Raw genomic sequence first — 16,317 nt, 5'->3', positions numbered from 1 at the left:
TGTGTTTAGTAGTTTATGGGGTGCAAAGGTACAGAAAAAGTAGATTAGATGCTTCTCTTATCAAACAGAATAATAGGGGGAATAGTAAAAACGAGCATAAAAAATCCTACTGATCCACTTCATTACTTTTTAGCAGTGTAAATAATAAAGTGGAGATCCATCTTAAATGTAGGTTAGCTACCACCTTAGCCAAAAGTAAATTCGACATTTTCGATACTGGCAAAAAGCATTCCTTCTCTTTTCCTCAAAAAGATCTTGTCTTCTCGGGCCAGCCAACCAATAGCAAGAGCTACGTCTTCAAACGTCAAACTTAATTCACGGCACAAATCGAACATTGAAAGTTCACCTTTTTCATTTAAGATGCGCCATACTTTCCCGGCATTCAAGCCAATTTTTGTCTTTTCCATCATGCAAACTTTAGAAGATTAAACAATCCGTTATTTAGATTTTAATTCATTTTCATTGTGAGCACTGGAAAATGATGTGATGCACATTATCTATCTCCAAAGATAACATTTTTATCGGAAACGGCAAATAATCAAAGGCTTAATAAGGGGAACCGCATTAAAAATTTGTTTAAGAAGGTATGGCGATAAACTAAACACAATTTCCATCAGCGCCTCTACAGAAAAAGATTTTTCATTTCTCATATTCTCATAAATAAGAAACAAGTGGCAGTAAACTAATAAGATAGACTATGAGAAATGATTTAAAAACAGGCATTTCTCATAGTTTCTTCGCAAAATAACCCGGATTTTGCTTCATTTCTCATAGTGTAGTGTGCCGGAAGCTGACATTGAATAAATAAAACTATGTATTCCTTTTGCTTGCTTCCATACACAGTGTCTTAGTTCCACATATTGTGGGAAAAGATTCCCTAAGGCTTGGGAAAGTATTCCCTTATTTTGTGGGAAAGTATTCCCGTATATTGAAGGAAAACTTTCCCACAATATATGGGACAATCGAGACCAATGAGCATCTTCAAGCAAAAAGCCACTATTTTATCTAAATAGTAGCTTCATTTCCTGATAAAAATAAGGCAGGCTGAAAGAAAAAAGGAAGAACAAATGGCTTTTGACTATGAGAAATACCCTGAAATACTATGAGAATAAGGTGGCTTTTGAGCCAAAATATGGGAGAACTTATGAGAAATACCGTTTCGAAAAAGTGTTTCTCATAAGATATCTATTTGATTAGCTTTCGTTTATCGAAAAACAATGAGAATATGAGAAATGAAATGAAGAAATCTTTTTCAGGAGAAATAAAAGTAAGTTCATAATGGTGCTGCATTGAATTATTTTTTGGCGGAGTTATTCTAACACTTAATAGTTCAAAAGCAGATATTTCTCTGACCCAAAGATAGAACTAATGATGAATTAAAAGTTGCAATTATGGTTTTCTTCCCACAACAAACGGGAAAAGTCAGAAGAATCATGTACATTTGTAATCCGAAAACTAAAAGAACATCGCAATGAAAATATTTCCAAGCAGCAGTATCAAGAAATTGGACGCTTATACCATTGAGAACGAACCTATTACATCAATCGATCTGATGGAACGTGCAGCAACCGTATTAACAAAAGCCATCACAGACAGATGGAATACGGAAACGCCGGTCACTATCTTTGCCGGACCGGGGAATAATGGCGGAGACGCTCTCGCCGTAGCCCGCATGATGGCTGAAAAAGGATATAAAATCGAGGTATTTCTCTTCAACACGAAAGGAGAACTTTCACCCGACTGCCAGACCAATAAAGAATTGGTAGAAATGATGGAAGAAGTAAAATTCCACGAAATCAGTACCCAATTCGTACCTCCCGCCCTGACGCCCGACCATCTGGTAATCGACGGATTATTCGGTTCAGGCCTGAACAAACCGTTGAGCGGCGGATTCGCTGCCGTAGTGAAATACATCAATTCCTCCCCTGCTATGGTAGTAGCCATCGACATTCCTTCCGGACTGATGGGAGAAGAAAATACATTCAACGTAAAAGCTAATATTATCCGTGCCGACGTAACTTTCAGTCTGCAACTGCCGAAGCTCGCCTTTCTTTTCGCAGAGAACACGGAATTTGTCGGAGAATGGGAATTGTTGGATATCCAATTGAGCGAAGACGGCATTGAAGAGATGGAAACGAACTACGAAATGTTGGAAATAGAGCAAATCCGTTCACTCATCAAGCCACGCAAACAGTTTGCCCACAAGGGAAACTTCGGTCATGCACTATTGATTGCCGGTTCAAAAGGAATGGCAGGAGCCTCTGTTCTCGCTGCCCGCGCCTGCCTCCGTTCGGGAGTAGGGTTGCTGACTGTTCATGCACCAATGTGCAACAACGACATCTTGCAGACCTCCATACCCGAAGCAATCGTAGAAACCGACATCAACGAAACCTGTTTTGCCGTACCTACCGACACGGACGACTATCAAGCAGTCGGCATCGGTCCGGGACTGGGACGAAACGAGGAAACGGAAGCTGCTTTATTGGAGCAACTGGAACATTGCCAGACTCCTGTTGTAGTGGATGCCGACGCACTTAATATCCTTGCCAACCACCGCCATACCCTTACCCACCTGCCGAAGGGTTCCATCCTCACCCCGCATCCGAAAGAACTGGAACGTCTGACCGGCAAATGCCAGGACTCTTACGAACGTCTGATGAAGGCTTGCGAACTGGCCCGTGCCGCCCATGTTCACATTATTTTAAAAGGAGCCTACTCCGCCATCATCACCCCCGAAGGTAAATGTTTCTTCAACCCAACCGGAAATCCGGGAATGGCAACCGGAGGTAGCGGTGACGTACTGACCGGAGTAATCCTGGCACTGCTTGCCCAAGGTTACCCCACCGAGGAAGCCGCTAAAATCGGCACTTACATTCACGGATTGGCGGGCGATGTCGCTCAAAAGAAGCAAGGAATGATCGGAATGATCGCAAGCGATATTATCACCTGTCTGCCGACAGCATGGCGACTTGTAAGCGAATAAAAGTTAAGAACTTACCCTTTTTTCAATAACTTCATTAACTTTGTTTTCAAAACCAGTTAAAAAGAACCGAATATGAAAAAGTTGATTATAGCAGCAGGACTACTTATGACAACGTCCGCCTATGCACAAACCGAAGTACTGACAGGGGTTACCCGAGGAAAAGACTATGGAGTGGTTTACAGTCTTCCCAAAACCCAAATAGAACTTGAAATAAAAGCCAACAAAGTCAACTATACTCCGGGAGAATTCAGCAAATATGCTGATCGTTACCTACGACTGACCAACGTCTCCGCCGACCCTGAAGAGTACTGGGAACTGGCTAGCGTAAAAGTGAAATCCGTAGGTGTGCCCAACAGCGAAACTACGTATTTCGTAAAATTGAAGGATAAGACAGTAGCACCGCTCATGGAACTGACAGAGGATGGCATTGTGAAAACGATCAATGTTCCTTACAGCAATAGCAGTGCAGGCAAAAAAGCTGCTCCCGCCCCCGCAGTCCTCCAAAAGAAAGCGAATCCTCGCGAATTCCTGACCGAAGAGATTCTGATGGCTAGTTCCACCGCTAAGATGGCCGAGCTGGTGGCTAAAGAGATCTATAACATCCGCGAAAGCAAAAATGCCTTATTGCGCGGACAGGCTGATAATATGCCTTCAGACGGAGCACAGCTTAAGATTATGCTCGACAATCTGAATGCACAGGAAGAAGCCATGACGCAAATGTTCTCCGGCACCTGCAACAAAGAAGAGAGAACATTCACTGTCCGCCTTACCCCTGACAAGGAATTCAACAATGAAGTTGCTTTCCGCTTCTCGAAGAAGTTAGGTGTAGTTGCCAACAATGATTTGGCAGGAACTCCGTTTTATATCAGTCTGAAAGACCTGAAATCGGTCAAGATACCACAGGAAGACGATAAGAAGAAGAAAGATTTGGATGGAATCGCCTACAACGTCCCCGGACAAGCTATGGTTACACTGACTGACGGTAAAAAGAAACTTTACGAAGGTGAGCTTCCTATTACCCAATTCGGTGTGATAGAATATCTGGCTCCGGTTTTGTTCAACAAGAATTCTACCATCAAAGTTTATTTTGATCCGAATACGGGAGGATTGCTCAAAGTGGACAGAGAAGAAGGGAAATAGAAAAACGAGGAAGTGAACTTCTAAAAAACAAAGAATATGGTTGGTGAAGGACATGCATTCGACATGATACGCCGAATAAAAGAGGGACGGGAAGCTTCCCGCCTACGTCGTGAACGTGCTAACGATAAGTTGAAGCATCTAAACCGTGCAAACGAACCTTATCCACTACCTAACACCACTCCCGAAGAAATGGAGCGTATCATCCACGACTCGGAGAAAAAGAAAGAGAAAGACAGCAATTATTTTGTTTGGGGAACGCTTATTATCATGGGGGTCCTGATAGCAATTGCCGTCATACTTTGGGCTGTATTTATCAAATAAATAATAATAAGTTCCTATATACGACTGGTATCACCAGTTTTATAAATCCATCTTTCTGCATTTGAGAAAGATAAGCCGACACACGCGACTCGTAGCCCTCTTCATTTTGAAAGTGGTCTGCGAGTTTTTCTATAATCTCACGAACATTGCGTTTTCCATCTATCAGTTCCCATACAGCCGTACCGTGTTCTTCCAATTTCACATGAAGTTCTTTCGACATTCCTTTCGGCACAAGGAAGCGTTGCATCCACGGATATTTAAAACGGGGAAAGGAGAGCACAATTGTCTCCCCTTCCCTTTCTGCTGTAATATGTTCACTGCGACAGGGAATGACCTCTAACAGGTTGATTTTCTCTTTGGCAGCCATACTTCTTATTTTTTATTTCAGAGTATTCATACTGATACTCTTCTGTTTACACCTTGATACAAAATTCCTTTGTCACTTTAGGTATTGAATTTCCTAGTTACTTTTGGATATTCGCCTCTTCCAGACCGTATCCCTTCTTCTTGTTCTCTGCCTTTAACATCAAAGCCACAATCAGAGCAAGCACACCAAAGAGAGCAAAAATAGCCATCGGCAACGTGTAGTCATAAGTCTGTGCACCATCTACTACCGGACCTTTGCAATAAGTATTCAACACCCATCCGATCAACAAAGGAACACCCATCAATCCCCAGTTCTGTACCCAGAAAATCAATGCATATGCGGTACCCAACTGTTTTTCCGGAATAATCTTCGGAACAGACGGCCACATAGCTGAAGGCACCAACGAGAAGGCAAATCCCAATATAATCATGATGATAGTAGCAAACCACCATATATTCAGTATAGGCAGAGCAAACATCGTATGCACAAAAATAAGCATCACTGATCCGATTATCATCAATGTGGCTCCCTTACCGATACGGTCATAAAGCGAGCCGAACAACGGAGTCAGGATAATCGCACCAATCGGCAACAATCCGGGAATCGTTCCCGCCAACTTCGGATCTACATTATACTTCTGCACCATCAAGTCGGCAGCATACTTGATAAAGGGGAATACAGCCGAGTAGAACAATACACATAGTAATGCAATCAGCCAGAATCCTTTATTGGTAATGATATACACAATATCTTTCATACGGAACGGCTCTTCCGGTTCCAATCCCTCTGCATCCAAAGAAGCATCCAACTTCTTATCATAGAAAGTATAAAGGAAGAAAGCAATCGTACCCACGCACAACATAATCAGACAAAACAAAATCGGAGCAGGAATATTGGTATGAAATGTGCCACTCTCATCCGTAGATCCGAAAAAGTCGGCCAAAGGAACCGTGAGCACCATTGCCAGAGTTGTTCCGATACGTGCCGTAGCCATTTCAAGTCCCATAGCCAACGCCATTTCCTTACCCTTGAACCATTTCACGATAATCTTGGAAACTGTGATACCGGCAATTTCCACACCTACACCGAAGATAGCATACCCCAATGCAGCCAGGGTTACCTGTGTTTTGAATCCGAAGAGCATGGCACCTTCCGGAAAAGTAGTAGAAATCGCATAGTATTTCAATCCACAACCAAACACCATCAATAAGCAAGCCCCCATTCCGGTGAAACGAACTCCCATCTTATCCAAAATGATACCACCGAAAATCAGCATCAATAGGAATACATTAAACCACCCGTAAGCGCTTGTGAAGAAACCATAATCAAGACTGTCCCATAGTAGTTCTTTCTCAAGCATGGGTTTTAGAGGAGACATTACGTCGGTGAGGAAATAGCCGCATAGCATAGTAAATGCGACCAATGCTAGAACACTCCATCGGAGTACGGCGGAGTCATTCAATTTCTGTTTCAAATGTTCTGTCATTGTTATATTTAAAAAAGTAGTTAATAATCTTATACAGCCAACAAAGGTAGTTAAATCTCGTTTGTTTCTATCACAAAGAGATTGTTTTTACAAGAAAAAGTTAAGTGCGGATTACACTGACCACGCGGAACATTGAAAATCCGTGTAATCTGCGTAATCCGCACTTAAATATCAAAGAAATGCAGCATCCGTCTGCACCTTCCCATTAATGGTTTTACCCCAAAGTCTTACCTGACGACAGAGTGAATTACTCTGCTGCAGGAGCAGGAGTTTCAGCAGCCGGTGCCGGAGTTTCTGTAGCAGGTGCATTGGTAGCAGGAGCTTCAGTTTGTGGCGCAGCCGTACCTGCGGGTAAGTTATACGGGTTAGTCTGTTGTTCTTTCTGTGCCTGTTCCAACACTGCGTCTTTAGCAACAGCAGAGCGAGGAACTACATAAGCAGTAGCAATGCTCATTACCACCATGAAGATAGCTAAGCCCCATGTTGCTTTTTCCAGAAAATCTGTAGTCTTGCGCACGCCCATGATGGCGTTAGATGAAGAGAAACCAGAAGCAAGTCCGCCTCCTTTTGAGTTCTGAATCAGCACGATGAAACACATCAACAAGGCTGCAATAACCATTAAGATAACGAATAATAAGTACATTTTTAGTTATTTTGAATTAGCGTTAATAATCAATTTCTCCAAAAATCTGATTTGGTCTGCAAAGTAAGCATTTTTTTTTGGATATTTCAAGCTTAATTTTTTAATTATTTCAAGAGCTTTTGAATATCGTTGCTGTTTAACATAGATTTTTGCCAAAGTTTCCGTAAAACAGCTGTCATCTTCCTCTTCTTCCTTCATCGTTTCTTCTTCGGTAAGTTCGTCCGAAGAGGTTGGCGAAGATGGCATTTCTTCTCTTAAAGGTTTCATGCAGAGGGGAGAGTCGCTCTCGCTCTTTTCTATAAAGTCGTCAATCAGTTCGTAGCCTTTGAGTTTGGGCGTTTCTTCGGCCGACTGTTCCGTGGCCGGAGTCTCCTCCAAAAGATAAGAGGTGTAATCCATCGAATAGTCGAAGCTGGTCCGGGCAGTCACCTCTTCGGGTACTGTGGACAAGAAAGCGTCGATCAATGCTAATGTGCGGTCTACGGACGGTTCGTCTTTCAGTACCTCCGTGAGAGGTACTCCCTTTTTCCGTGCCTGCACATCATAGCGGTCACCTTCAATCAACCGGAACAACTGCCGTCTGTCTGCAATGTAAAGAACTGCTTTCCGCAGTTCTCCACCGAAACTAATATCATGGAGAATATACAGATTCTTCAGATACAGCAGACGAAGTGACTGAAAATACGGATACCTCGCAAGAAGATTGCGCAGTTCGTACAAAGTATCCCTATTCAGCGTCTCGGGATGCTGAATCCATTGTTGAAAGTTAACAGAAGTCATTTATATTACCAGTTTGCTACAGTTGCATTAAAAATTTGGTCGGTGATCTCTTTAGACATTTCAGCAATCAATCCGTCCTGTACGGCAGTCAGCAACTGGCTAGAGTCGTAGGTACGGAACGCAGAAAACTGTTGTTCAAAGTCTTCGGCATGATTGGTGTTGTTGACAAAACGTACATTGACGGTAATAGTCAACTTCGTCTCCGAAGAGTAACCGTCGGCAGATACTGCCTGGTTGTACTGATTGTATCCTGTGATTTCTCCGTCAATCTGCAAGTCCGCATTCTGATTCGGCTTGAGCAGTTGCAGACGGGTCTGCCGGATGAAGATATCTTTCAGGTCCTCATTGAATTTGGTTGCTAACGGAGCATATACATACTCCGACTTGATCGGGAAGTCGGCTATCGAAATGGTCTTTACCTTATCATAATTGATAGACGATCCGTTAAACTTATAGGAAACAGTGCACGCAATGACTACCAACGGCAAGCCGAACAGTAACAAAGGGCGTATTATTTTCTTAATCCAATTCATATTCTTTTATTTTTCTATAGAGTGTACGCTCGGAAATATTCAAGTCCTTGGCCGCACTCTTCCGCTTTCCATGATGCCTCTCAAGTGCTTTGCGTATCATTTCTTTCTCCACTTCGTCCAGTGACAAAGGAGATTCTTCTACATATTCTTCCGTGTCTTGTATGTCATCATCATCCTTGCAAACCGTGGGCTGCATGGTGTGAATGATAGCAGGTACCGAAGGTTGATGCGCCGTCACTACCGGAGTAGTAACCACCGTTCCCATTTGTCCTACCTGCCCCACCTGTCCGGCACGTTCCGCCATCAGGTTGTGCACCATCTTCTTCAGCTCCGCCACTTCCTGGCGCATATCGAACAGAACGGAATAAAGAATCTCCCGTTCGCTCTCAAAGCCTTTACTCTCACGCGTTCCCATCAGCGCGGGAAGACGTTGCGTATTTTGTGCGGGAAGATAATTCTGCAAGATAGCAGCAGAGATCTCCCTGTTGGTTTCAATGATAGATATTTGCTCGGTGATGTTCTTCAACTGGCGCACGTTTCCGGGCCACGGGTAAGCCAACAACTCTTTCTTCGCATCCTCCGTCAACTGAATAGCAGGCATCCGGTATTTCTCTGCAAAGTCTGCGGAAAACTTACGGAACAACAAGAGTACATCGTCACCACGTTCACGCAAAGGCGGTATCTGGATAGGCACCGTATTCAACCGGTAATATAAATCTTCACGGAAACGTCCTTCTGCAATCGCTTGTGAAAGATTGACGTTGGTAGCTGCCACCACACGCACATCCGTTTTTTGTACTTTGGACGAACCTACTTTCATAAACTCGCCACTCTCCAGTACACGGAGCAAACGTGCCTGGGTAGACATCGGCAACTCCCCTACTTCATCAAGAAAAATAGTACCGCCGTCGGCTTCGCCAAAGTACCCTTTCCGTTCGCCAATCGCACCGGTAAACGCACCTTTCTCATGTCCGAACAGTTCGGAATCAATCGTACCTTCCGGAATAGCGCCACAGTTGACAGCAATATACTGTCCGTGCTTCCTCCGGCTATATTGATGAATAATCTGCGGAAAACTTTCTTTTCCGACTCCACTTTCTCCGGTAATCAGCACAGACAAATCGGTAGGAGCTACCTGAATGGCAACATCTATGGCGCGCGACAATGCTTCGGTATTTCCAATAATACCGAAACGCTGTTTCACTTGTTGTATCTCTGCTCTCGTCATCACTCGTTTTTAATCTTCGTCTACTGTATCCAGCTTCAGTTTATCACTATCGTCACGTTTCTCGTAATACTGTTTACGCAACGGATTGGCACGAGCCACTTTTTCCCGCTGACGATTACGGAACACGTCGATGGCAACATAGATTGCCTGACGGAAAGAATCTTCACAAGCCACTCCCTTGCCTGCAATATCGTATGCCGTTCCATGAGCCGGAGAAGTACGTACTACCGGCAGGCCTGCTGTATAGTTCACCCCGTCTTCCATAGCCAAGGCCTTGAACGGAGCCAGCCCCTGATCGTGATACATCGCCAGGATACCGTCAAAATGAGTATAATTGCCTGAACCCATAAAGCCGTCGGCCGCATAAGGACCGTAGCAAAGGATTCCTTTCTCTTCCATTTCTTTCATGGCAGGGATAATCACTTCCTGCTCTTCCATTCCCAACAAACCACCGTCTCCGGCATGAGGATTGAGAGAGAGCACCGCAATACGCGGAGCGCCGATACCGAAATCCTGTTTCAGGCAACGGTGGAATATCATCAGTTTCTCCTGAATCAGTTCTTTGGTAATCGTAGTCGCGATCTCTCTGACAGGGATATGTGTCGTAACCAAAGCCACCCGGAAGTCATTCTTCATCAAAATCATCAATGACTTATCACCATTGCCCAGACGTTCTTCGATATATTCCGTATGTCCGGGGAAGGAGAACTCTTCCGACTGAATCGTATGTTTATTGATCGGAGCTGTTACGATAACGTCTATCAACCCTTCGCGATATTCTTCGATGGCACGTTCCAAAGCCCCCAGCGCAGCTTTACCGGCTTCGGGGTCGGGTTTGGAAAATTCCACTTTCACTTCATCATCCGTACAGTTCACCACACTCAAACGGTTGTACCCCGCTTCGGTAGCAGAGTTGACAATGCTAAAATTGGCCTGTATATCCAGCGCTTTGCGATGATAAGCCGCTACTTTCGGTGAGCCATAAATGATCGGAGTACATAGTTCCAACATCGTAGGGTCGGAAAATGTCTTAAGAATCACCTCATAGCCCACCCCGTTAATATCTCCTTGGGTGATACCTATCCTTATCTTGTTATCTTCCATGTTTTTATTTATTAGTTTGTTCCGCTTCCTTAGATGCCTCTCCCAATGGAATCTGATTCTGCTGAACTTCATTCGGAAGTTTCAGTGTATACAGAGATGCTTCCATCTGGCGTACCAGGTTGCGTTTCATTTTATCAGGTGAATAAACAAATATTTCTGCTGTAATAATTCGTTGGTTTTTCTCGTCCAGACGAGTATGAGACACATACGGACCACCCATAAAGTCGCCCTTCATACGCCACAGGCCACGTGCTTCCATTGTGTAGCTGTTCTGCACATTGATCGGACGGACATCGGTCAACAAACTATCGGTCGACATATAAACGCCCTCCTTGAATCCGGGAATATTGGCTTTCATCACGGAATCACGTTTGTGCACAAAATATTCTTTGGTAAACGTATCCTTGTCAGTGTACGGATAAGAGTACATCACAAAGTTACGGTCGGCAGTACCTGTGTTGGTAGAAGCCCAGAAGAAATCATCCCCGGTCTTTGAATTAGCCAGTTCGGCATCCACCCAGATGTCGCATCCGAACAAACTGTCCACTTTCTGCGAAATGAAATTACTGTGTTTCCCTTCCAGGAACGTAATCTGACGGTTCATTTCCGCACGGGTAAAGAAGTCGACAATCGTCTTTTTGTTCTCTTCCACAAACTTCTCAAACTCTTCTTCGTTCGGAGCCTGGATAGTCAATATCATCTGCGGATTGGCATACACGTCCTTCGCATATTTGAACGAGGCTTTCGTATATATATCCTGTATATCTACAATAATAATGTTACGTATCAACTTCAGCGTAGAATCATAATCTTTCGGTGAAGTATACATAATCCGGAAAGAAGGTTCCGACTGCGGCAAACCGGGCATATCAGCATCGAGCGCATCATGTAAAGCCCTTCCGGCAGCACGATCCCAAACACCGTGATCTACTACAACCAAAAGCTCGTAAGCACGACCACTAGAGGTGTGATTTCCTTTCAGACCACAAGATGCAACGACAAAGGCTACCAAAGCGATGCATAAAATAAAAGAGTACTTTTTCATGATGTTCGGTTTTATATATTAACTTTCATTATTTTTCTCCTGTTTCGCTGTCGACAGCATACCGCAAGCGGCAAAAATATCTTCGCCTCTGGATGAACGGATAGTGGTGAAAAGTCCGTGTGACGTCAGATAATCACGAAAACGGGTCATCGTATCCATGTCCGCTCCCTCGAGGTCTACCCCCGGTATGGCATGAAAACGAATCAGATTCACCCTGCAATCCAGCCCGCGAAGAAGTTTCAGCAACTCTTTGGCATAGACCTGCGAATCATTGAGCCCTTTAAAAACAATATATTCAAACGAAAGTCGACGTTGTTTACTAAAATCATAGTTTTTTAACAGTTCCACCATTTCGGTGATTGAAAACGCCTTTTCCGCCGGCATTAATTCAGCACGCTGAACGGTCAGCGGCGAGTGAAGGCTGATGGCAAGGTGACAGTCATTTTCTTCGATAAAACGCTGCAATCCTTTCCGTAGCCCGACAGTAGAAAGCGTGATACGCTTCGGACTCCATGCGTAACCGTAGGTAGCGGTCAGTAGTTCCAATGCCTTCAATACCTCATCCAGGTTATCGAGCGGCTCGCCCATTCCCATCATTACGACATTAGTCAGTTTGTCCCGTTCCGGCAGCGAATGAATCTGGTTCATGATCTGGCTGGCGGTCAGGTTAGCCGTATACCCCTGTTTGCCGGTCATACAGAACTTACAGTTCATCTTGCAACCTACTTGTGACGACACGCACAACGTTGCCCGGTCATCATCCGGTATATAAACCGACTCTACAAAATGGTTCTCACCCACTTTATAAAGATACTTCACCGTACCATCTACAGAGCGCATTTCATCTACCGGAGCTTCCGCTCCCACCTCATAGTTCTGCTTGAGCAACTCCCGGTGTTTCAATGACAAATTAGTCATATCATCAATCGAGGCTACCTTCTTTTCGTAAAGCCAGGATGCAATCTGCTTGGCAGCAAAGCCGGGCATACCCAGTCTTTTTGTCAATGATTGAAGCTCTACAAGAGTCATTCCTAAAAGGGGATATTTAGACATTCTTCTTTCTGTTGATAGTTTATATCTGCAAATGTAAGGAAATAAAGTCGATTTCCGTATAGCAGGAATGTAAAAGTTAACAAAAAAGGGAAGTATGCCTCCGTTATGATTCAACCACGCTGATATATTGAAGTAGCTTTTGCGCCATTTCAGAATCCTCGCCATTCTTTTTCACTTCATGACCGTACGCCTCACGGAAACAAGCCAGCGCCTCTTCCCGTTCATTACAAAAGCTGTGCAAAACCCCTAAGTTCTGACAAGCCAGAATCGTATCTTCTTCCTCCCATCCCAAATACTTCTTTCGCAGTTCAAGCTCTCTGAAGAAAGCCTCTTTCGCCATTGGATAATTCTCCAACTTCACATAAGCCTGTGCTTTGTAATAATATACCAGACAGGAAGCATTAGGGTCAGCATCATCGTGAAAATCCAAAGACGTTGCAATACGAATCACGTTATCATAGTCTTTATTCATGTAATACTGCTGCATAATATCACATCTCAATGCCTCGTAGCGAACAGTCAGTTCCGCCAGACGCGGTTTTTCGCTGAAATACATTTCATGCAGAAGAGACTCACGGAAGAATAAAGTAGATGCCTGCTCATCGCCACGTTCATTCATCATCCGTTTGAATTCCCTGCACAGATAATACAACTGTTTATGACAAGCGACGATCTGTTTTTTACTATCTATCTGTATAGCAATGTCCAACGCCTGATTCATCAGCATCCATGCTTCATCGTATCGTTTGATATAATAAAGACATTTACCCTGCATACGCAAACATTTAGCCACTCCACCGGACAGCCTGCCATTCAACGACTCGTGCATTTCAGCTACTTTCCGGAATTTCTCGGCAGCACTCTCTTCCTCATCCTTATAGTAATCACAATAAGCCAGATATTCGGAAAGTTCAATGACTTCTGCCTGACTCTTCTCATCAGCAGAAGCCGCATGATAATCAAGCGCCCTATTCAGATAGGTCACTGCTTCATTGTATTGCTCATTGTAGTAATATGCCAGAGCTAGATTTCGGCAGGTGTTGGCAATCTCCAGTTCCGGAGTCGGTACTATGTTTTCCTGCATCACCAATGCTTTCAGGAAACAGTCGCATGCCGTTTCGTACTCTTCATTACGGGCATAGCGGCATCCCTCATTCATCTTCAATACCGACTTGGCAATGAGTGGCATGGCAGCACCTTCCATACTCTTCTCACTCACAGCAGCCGCCGCCTTCGTCAGATGGAAAGAACTGCTCAAGAAAGTAGCCATATCATTAGCAATGACAGGAATTAAAAAAGAATCGATCTCATCAAAGTCCAATTCGGCATAGACTTCAGGCGTAACTTCAGGATTGTCGTTCATGATCGCCTTCCAGCTATCTTCCAACAGAGAACGATTCGTGCGATACAGAATCTCGAAAATCTCCACATCACAAATCCAATCCTTCAATATATCCCATTCTTGCATCTTATAGCATTGATAGGTAATCTCCACTTTATAGCGATACGAATCATGGTAGCAGAACTGTTTCATGCGATAGTTATAATCGGCAAAAGTCAACGGATGGGAAAGGATCTCTTCCTCATCCAGCAGAGCGGAAATAATTTCATGGCGACTATCATCTATACATTCGTCATCTTGAGCGAAATAGCGTTCGATCGCCTCTACCATTTGTGTGTCACCAATGCAATATCGTCCTCCTTTGTTGGTGAGCCAGCTGCTCATTTCCACTCTCAACTGCGACCAAAGTATCTGATTAATGTCTGCCATGCTCTTCACTTCATCTTCGGTAAATCCTTCTAAAGTAAGTGAAAGCATCAGAAGCGTTCTTCCAATCTCTTCGAAACCATAATCAGCCGACAAACGCCGTAACACACTGTCATAGAATTGCCCAACCTCATTGAGCCGGCAATATCCACTCATATATTCATTGAGAGCATCGTACTGACCGAACGAAACCAGCTCGTTGAGCAATACACTTAAACAGCGCGGTTGTTTAGCCAGCACCCACGAAGCAAGAATATCTTCCTGTTGTGCGGACAAAGCCTTGGAGTAAGTAGACAAATATTGCTTTGAGAACGACTTGGCATCCGCCTGCGAAAAGCCATTCAACTGGAAATGAGCGTAGCCATTCTGAACAAAGGGCAGGTAGGCAGTGGATGACGCAGAAAAGCTCAACACGACTTTCACGTTCGGGGGAATAGATGCAAATAAAGAAAACAGGGATGCTTCAGTCGGATTCAGATAACTGATGTCATCAATCAACAGAATGATAGGGTATCTTGATGCACCCAGCGCACTCCACAACTGACTGAACTTTTGGATAGAATTCAAATCTTCTTCAATCTCCTTGAGGTTTCGAAGTGTGTTCCCTGAAAAAGTGTTCAAGCCAGCATCTCCCATCAAAACCGAGTTTTTCACGGCGTCCATGATGGATTTGGCAGTGCTTTGGGTCGAGTCCAGTTCTTTTGAGACTTCCGCCGCGAACAAATTTTCTTCACCCAAAGATTGATGCTTGAGTGCGTTCTGGCATTTAGAAGCTAACATTCTCGCCAACGTTTCCGGATAAGAAGACAATGTAGTACTATCCAAGCGATGATAGATAGGAATCATCGGCATATCATTGTTCACCAAATCGCTCCAATGAGCCAACAAAGCACTCTTGCCAAGACCGCAACCGCCCGTTACCACCAGACACCTCTGTTCATCCGCCGCCAAAAAATCAGTAAACGCCTGATCTGCTTCAGGTATTGGGTGATAATTGAATAAGAGTTCATTGCGCGTCAGTTGTTCTTGCAATGCTTGATTATCTTCAACGGTCAGTACATCCGGAAACTCCCGTTCAAGCAATTCCGTGAAAGCAGCTTCCACAAGGTTACACAACTGATCGGGCGAATCATACTCTTGCACAGGATAACGATCCTGTTGCAAAATACTCTCTTTCAGACGTTTCAATTTAAGAGACTCCTCTTCAGGGCAAGACAGTTCATCATCTGCCGACTGTTTTATATAAAAATAGGCATGTAACGGATTGGGATTGCGCAGTACACCAAACTGCATTTCAATTTCCGTCACACTCAAATGGTGATTCAAGTCATCTTCTATCCAACGATATTCCAAGCTGTCATTGAGAGTTTGAGATAAATCTTCATAACTGGGACACCATCCATAGCGGTCGCCTACCATACCAATGAAGAAAGGCCGGGAGTTAACGATCTCTTTCAGGCATATTTCAACAACCTTGCCGCTTTTCGCATCTTCTTCTGTGATTCCCCAACGCAAATCAACCAATGAAATGGTGGCACCACGGCTGGCAGCCTTCACTTGCAAACCCTTAAAGAGTTTGACTAATGCAGAACGTTCCATCTCCATGTCTCTGAACGTTGACGAAAGGAATACACGGATAACACGTGAATTTTCAGCGGGAACTGAATACTGGGCTAGTTGTTTAGTCATAATATAGATTCGTATTAGTTAATGAAGTATTTTGCAAAGCCAATTGATAAAGATTGGCAAGATATGGAAATTTAATCAGATAACAAAGACCATAAACAAAAAAAACGACCACAAAAAAGGCACGGATTACACGGGTTTCGCGGTTCCCTCAAAAGTTTAAACCGCGTAAATCCGTGT

The 16,317-nt window shown here is 43.9% G+C and carries 14 protein-coding genes; 3 read left to right on the top strand and 11 right to left on the bottom strand.

What is annotated here, in order from left to right; all coding sequences use genetic code 11:
* Positions 1-185 precede the first annotated feature (185 nt).
* The gene (locus KTR06_RS00920) at positions 186-410 is read right to left on the bottom strand and encodes a winged helix-turn-helix domain-containing protein (protein ID WP_004301899.1); all 225 of its coding nucleotides are present in this window, start codon (positions 408-410) and stop codon (positions 186-188) included.
* Between the two features lie 1,061 nt (positions 411-1,471).
* Between KTR06_RS00920 and KTR06_RS00915 the strand changes: the two genes are divergently transcribed.
* The 3 genes from KTR06_RS00915 (at position 1,472) to KTR06_RS00905 (ending at position 4,444) form a co-directional block, all read left to right on the top strand.
* On the top strand, positions 1,472-2,983 hold the full coding sequence (locus tag KTR06_RS00915; RefSeq protein WP_217289860.1) for an NAD(P)H-hydrate dehydratase: 1,512 nt from the start codon (positions 1,472-1,474) through the stop codon (positions 2,981-2,983).
* 72 nt (positions 2,984-3,055) lie between these two features.
* The gene (locus KTR06_RS00910; protein WP_195564138.1) at positions 3,056-4,123 is read left to right on the top strand and encodes a DUF4831 family protein; all 1,068 of its coding nucleotides are present in this window, start codon (positions 3,056-3,058) and stop codon (positions 4,121-4,123) included.
* Between the two features lie 36 nt (positions 4,124-4,159).
* On the top strand, positions 4,160-4,444 hold the full coding sequence (locus KTR06_RS00905) for a hypothetical protein (protein ID WP_004301893.1): 285 nt from the start codon (positions 4,160-4,162) through the stop codon (positions 4,442-4,444).
* Here KTR06_RS00905 and KTR06_RS00900 read toward each other — a convergent pair.
* The 10 genes from KTR06_RS00900 to KTR06_RS00855 form a co-directional block, all read right to left on the bottom strand.
* Positions 4,437-4,811 (bottom strand): PqqD family protein, encoded by a 375-nt coding sequence (locus KTR06_RS00900; RefSeq protein ID WP_120067924.1) that lies wholly within the window; start codon positions 4,809-4,811, stop codon positions 4,437-4,439. The genes KTR06_RS00905 and KTR06_RS00900 overlap by 8 nt on opposite strands.
* Before the next feature lie 97 nt (positions 4,812-4,908).
* Positions 4,909-6,297, bottom strand: coding sequence for an MFS transporter (locus tag KTR06_RS00895; RefSeq protein WP_004309797.1), 1,389 nt, complete (start codon positions 6,295-6,297; stop codon positions 4,909-4,911).
* 247 nt (positions 6,298-6,544) lie between these two features.
* A complete protein-coding gene (gene secG, locus KTR06_RS00890; protein WP_008020992.1) occupies positions 6,545-6,940 on the bottom strand; it encodes a preprotein translocase subunit SecG in 396 nt (131 codons plus the stop codon).
* 6 nt (positions 6,941-6,946) lie between these two features.
* Positions 6,947-7,720 carry a tetratricopeptide repeat protein gene (locus tag KTR06_RS00885; RefSeq protein WP_217289859.1) on the bottom strand — a complete coding sequence of 258 codons (774 nt, stop codon included), beginning with the start codon at positions 7,718-7,720 and terminating at the stop codon, positions 6,947-6,949.
* A 5-nt stretch (positions 7,721-7,725) separates the two neighbouring features.
* On the bottom strand, positions 7,726-8,253 hold the full coding sequence (gene lptE / locus KTR06_RS00880) for an LptE family protein (RefSeq protein ID WP_004309799.1): 528 nt from the start codon (positions 8,251-8,253) through the stop codon (positions 7,726-7,728).
* Entirely contained in the window at positions 8,240-9,481 is a 1,242-nt protein-coding gene (locus KTR06_RS00875; RefSeq protein ID WP_217289876.1) for a sigma-54-dependent Fis family transcriptional regulator, read from the bottom strand. Before KTR06_RS00875 ends, lptE begins: the two co-directional genes overlap by 14 nt.
* A gap of 9 nt (positions 9,482-9,490) precedes the next feature.
* Positions 9,491-10,585 carry a 4-hydroxythreonine-4-phosphate dehydrogenase PdxA gene (gene pdxA, locus KTR06_RS00870; protein WP_004315824.1) on the bottom strand — a complete coding sequence of 365 codons (1,095 nt, stop codon included), beginning with the start codon at positions 10,583-10,585 and terminating at the stop codon, positions 9,491-9,493.
* A gap of 4 nt (positions 10,586-10,589) precedes the next feature.
* Positions 10,590-11,630, bottom strand: a complete 1,041-nt coding sequence (locus KTR06_RS00865; protein ID WP_004315823.1) for a DUF4837 family protein — start codon at positions 11,628-11,630, stop codon at positions 10,590-10,592.
* Positions 11,631-11,648: 18 nt separating this feature from the next.
* Complete coding sequence (gene rlmN / locus KTR06_RS00860; RefSeq protein WP_008017001.1) at positions 11,649-12,683, bottom strand: 23S rRNA (adenine(2503)-C(2))-methyltransferase RlmN; 1,035 nt, start codon at positions 12,681-12,683, stop codon at positions 11,649-11,651.
* Positions 12,684-12,786: 103 nt separating this feature from the next.
* The gene (locus KTR06_RS00855; RefSeq protein WP_217289858.1) at positions 12,787-16,140 is read right to left on the bottom strand and encodes a DUF4062 domain-containing protein; all 3,354 of its coding nucleotides are present in this window, start codon (positions 16,138-16,140) and stop codon (positions 12,787-12,789) included.
* Positions 16,141-16,317 lie beyond the last annotated feature (177 nt).

The sequence above is a fragment of the Bacteroides sp. MSK.20.12 genome (genome assembly GCF_019052435.1).
Taxonomy (GTDB): Bacteria; Bacteroidota; Bacteroidia; order Bacteroidales; family Bacteroidaceae; genus Bacteroides; species Bacteroides xylanisolvens.
The sequence above is the reverse complement of the archived record's forward strand: the minus strand, read 5'-3'. Positions and strand labels throughout refer to the sequence as shown.

Bases quoted from the DNA above. Each gene is read 5' to 3' on its own strand.
- KTR06_RS00920 (WP_004301899.1), bottom strand. From the start codon at position 410: ATGATGGAAAAGACAAAAATTGGCTTGAATGCCGGGAAAGTATGGCGC.
- KTR06_RS00915 (WP_217289860.1), top strand. From the start codon at position 1,472: ATGAAAATATTTCCAAGCAGCAGTATCAAGAAATTGGACGCTTATACC.
- KTR06_RS00910 (WP_195564138.1), top strand. From the start codon at position 3,056: ATGAAAAAGTTGATTATAGCAGCAGGACTACTTATGACAACGTCCGCC.
- KTR06_RS00905 (WP_004301893.1), top strand. From the start codon at position 4,160: ATGGTTGGTGAAGGACATGCATTCGACATGATACGCCGAATAAAAGAG.
- KTR06_RS00900 (WP_120067924.1), bottom strand. From the start codon at position 4,811: ATGGCTGCCAAAGAGAAAATCAACCTGTTAGAGGTCATTCCCTGTCGC.
- KTR06_RS00895 (WP_004309797.1), bottom strand. From the start codon at position 6,297: ATGACAGAACATTTGAAACAGAAATTGAATGACTCCGCCGTACTCCGA.
- secG (WP_008020992.1), bottom strand. From the start codon at position 6,940: ATGTACTTATTATTCGTTATCTTAATGGTTATTGCAGCCTTGTTGATG.
- KTR06_RS00885 (WP_217289859.1), bottom strand. From the start codon at position 7,720: ATGACTTCTGTTAACTTTCAACAATGGATTCAGCATCCCGAGACGCTG.
- lptE (WP_004309799.1), bottom strand. From the start codon at position 8,253: ATGAATTGGATTAAGAAAATAATACGCCCTTTGTTACTGTTCGGCTTG.
- KTR06_RS00875 (WP_217289876.1), bottom strand. From the start codon at position 9,481: ATGACGAGAGCAGAGATACAACAAGTGAAACAGCGTTTCGGTATTATT.
- pdxA (WP_004315824.1), bottom strand. From the start codon at position 10,585: ATGGAAGATAACAAGATAAGGATAGGTATCACCCAAGGAGATATTAAC.
- KTR06_RS00865 (WP_004315823.1), bottom strand. From the start codon at position 11,630: ATGAAAAAGTACTCTTTTATTTTATGCATCGCTTTGGTAGCCTTTGTC.
- rlmN (WP_008017001.1), bottom strand. From the start codon at position 12,683: ATGTCTAAATATCCCCTTTTAGGAATGACTCTTGTAGAGCTTCAATCA.
- KTR06_RS00855 (WP_217289858.1), bottom strand. From the start codon at position 16,140: ATGACTAAACAACTAGCCCAGTATTCAGTTCCCGCTGAAAATTCACGT.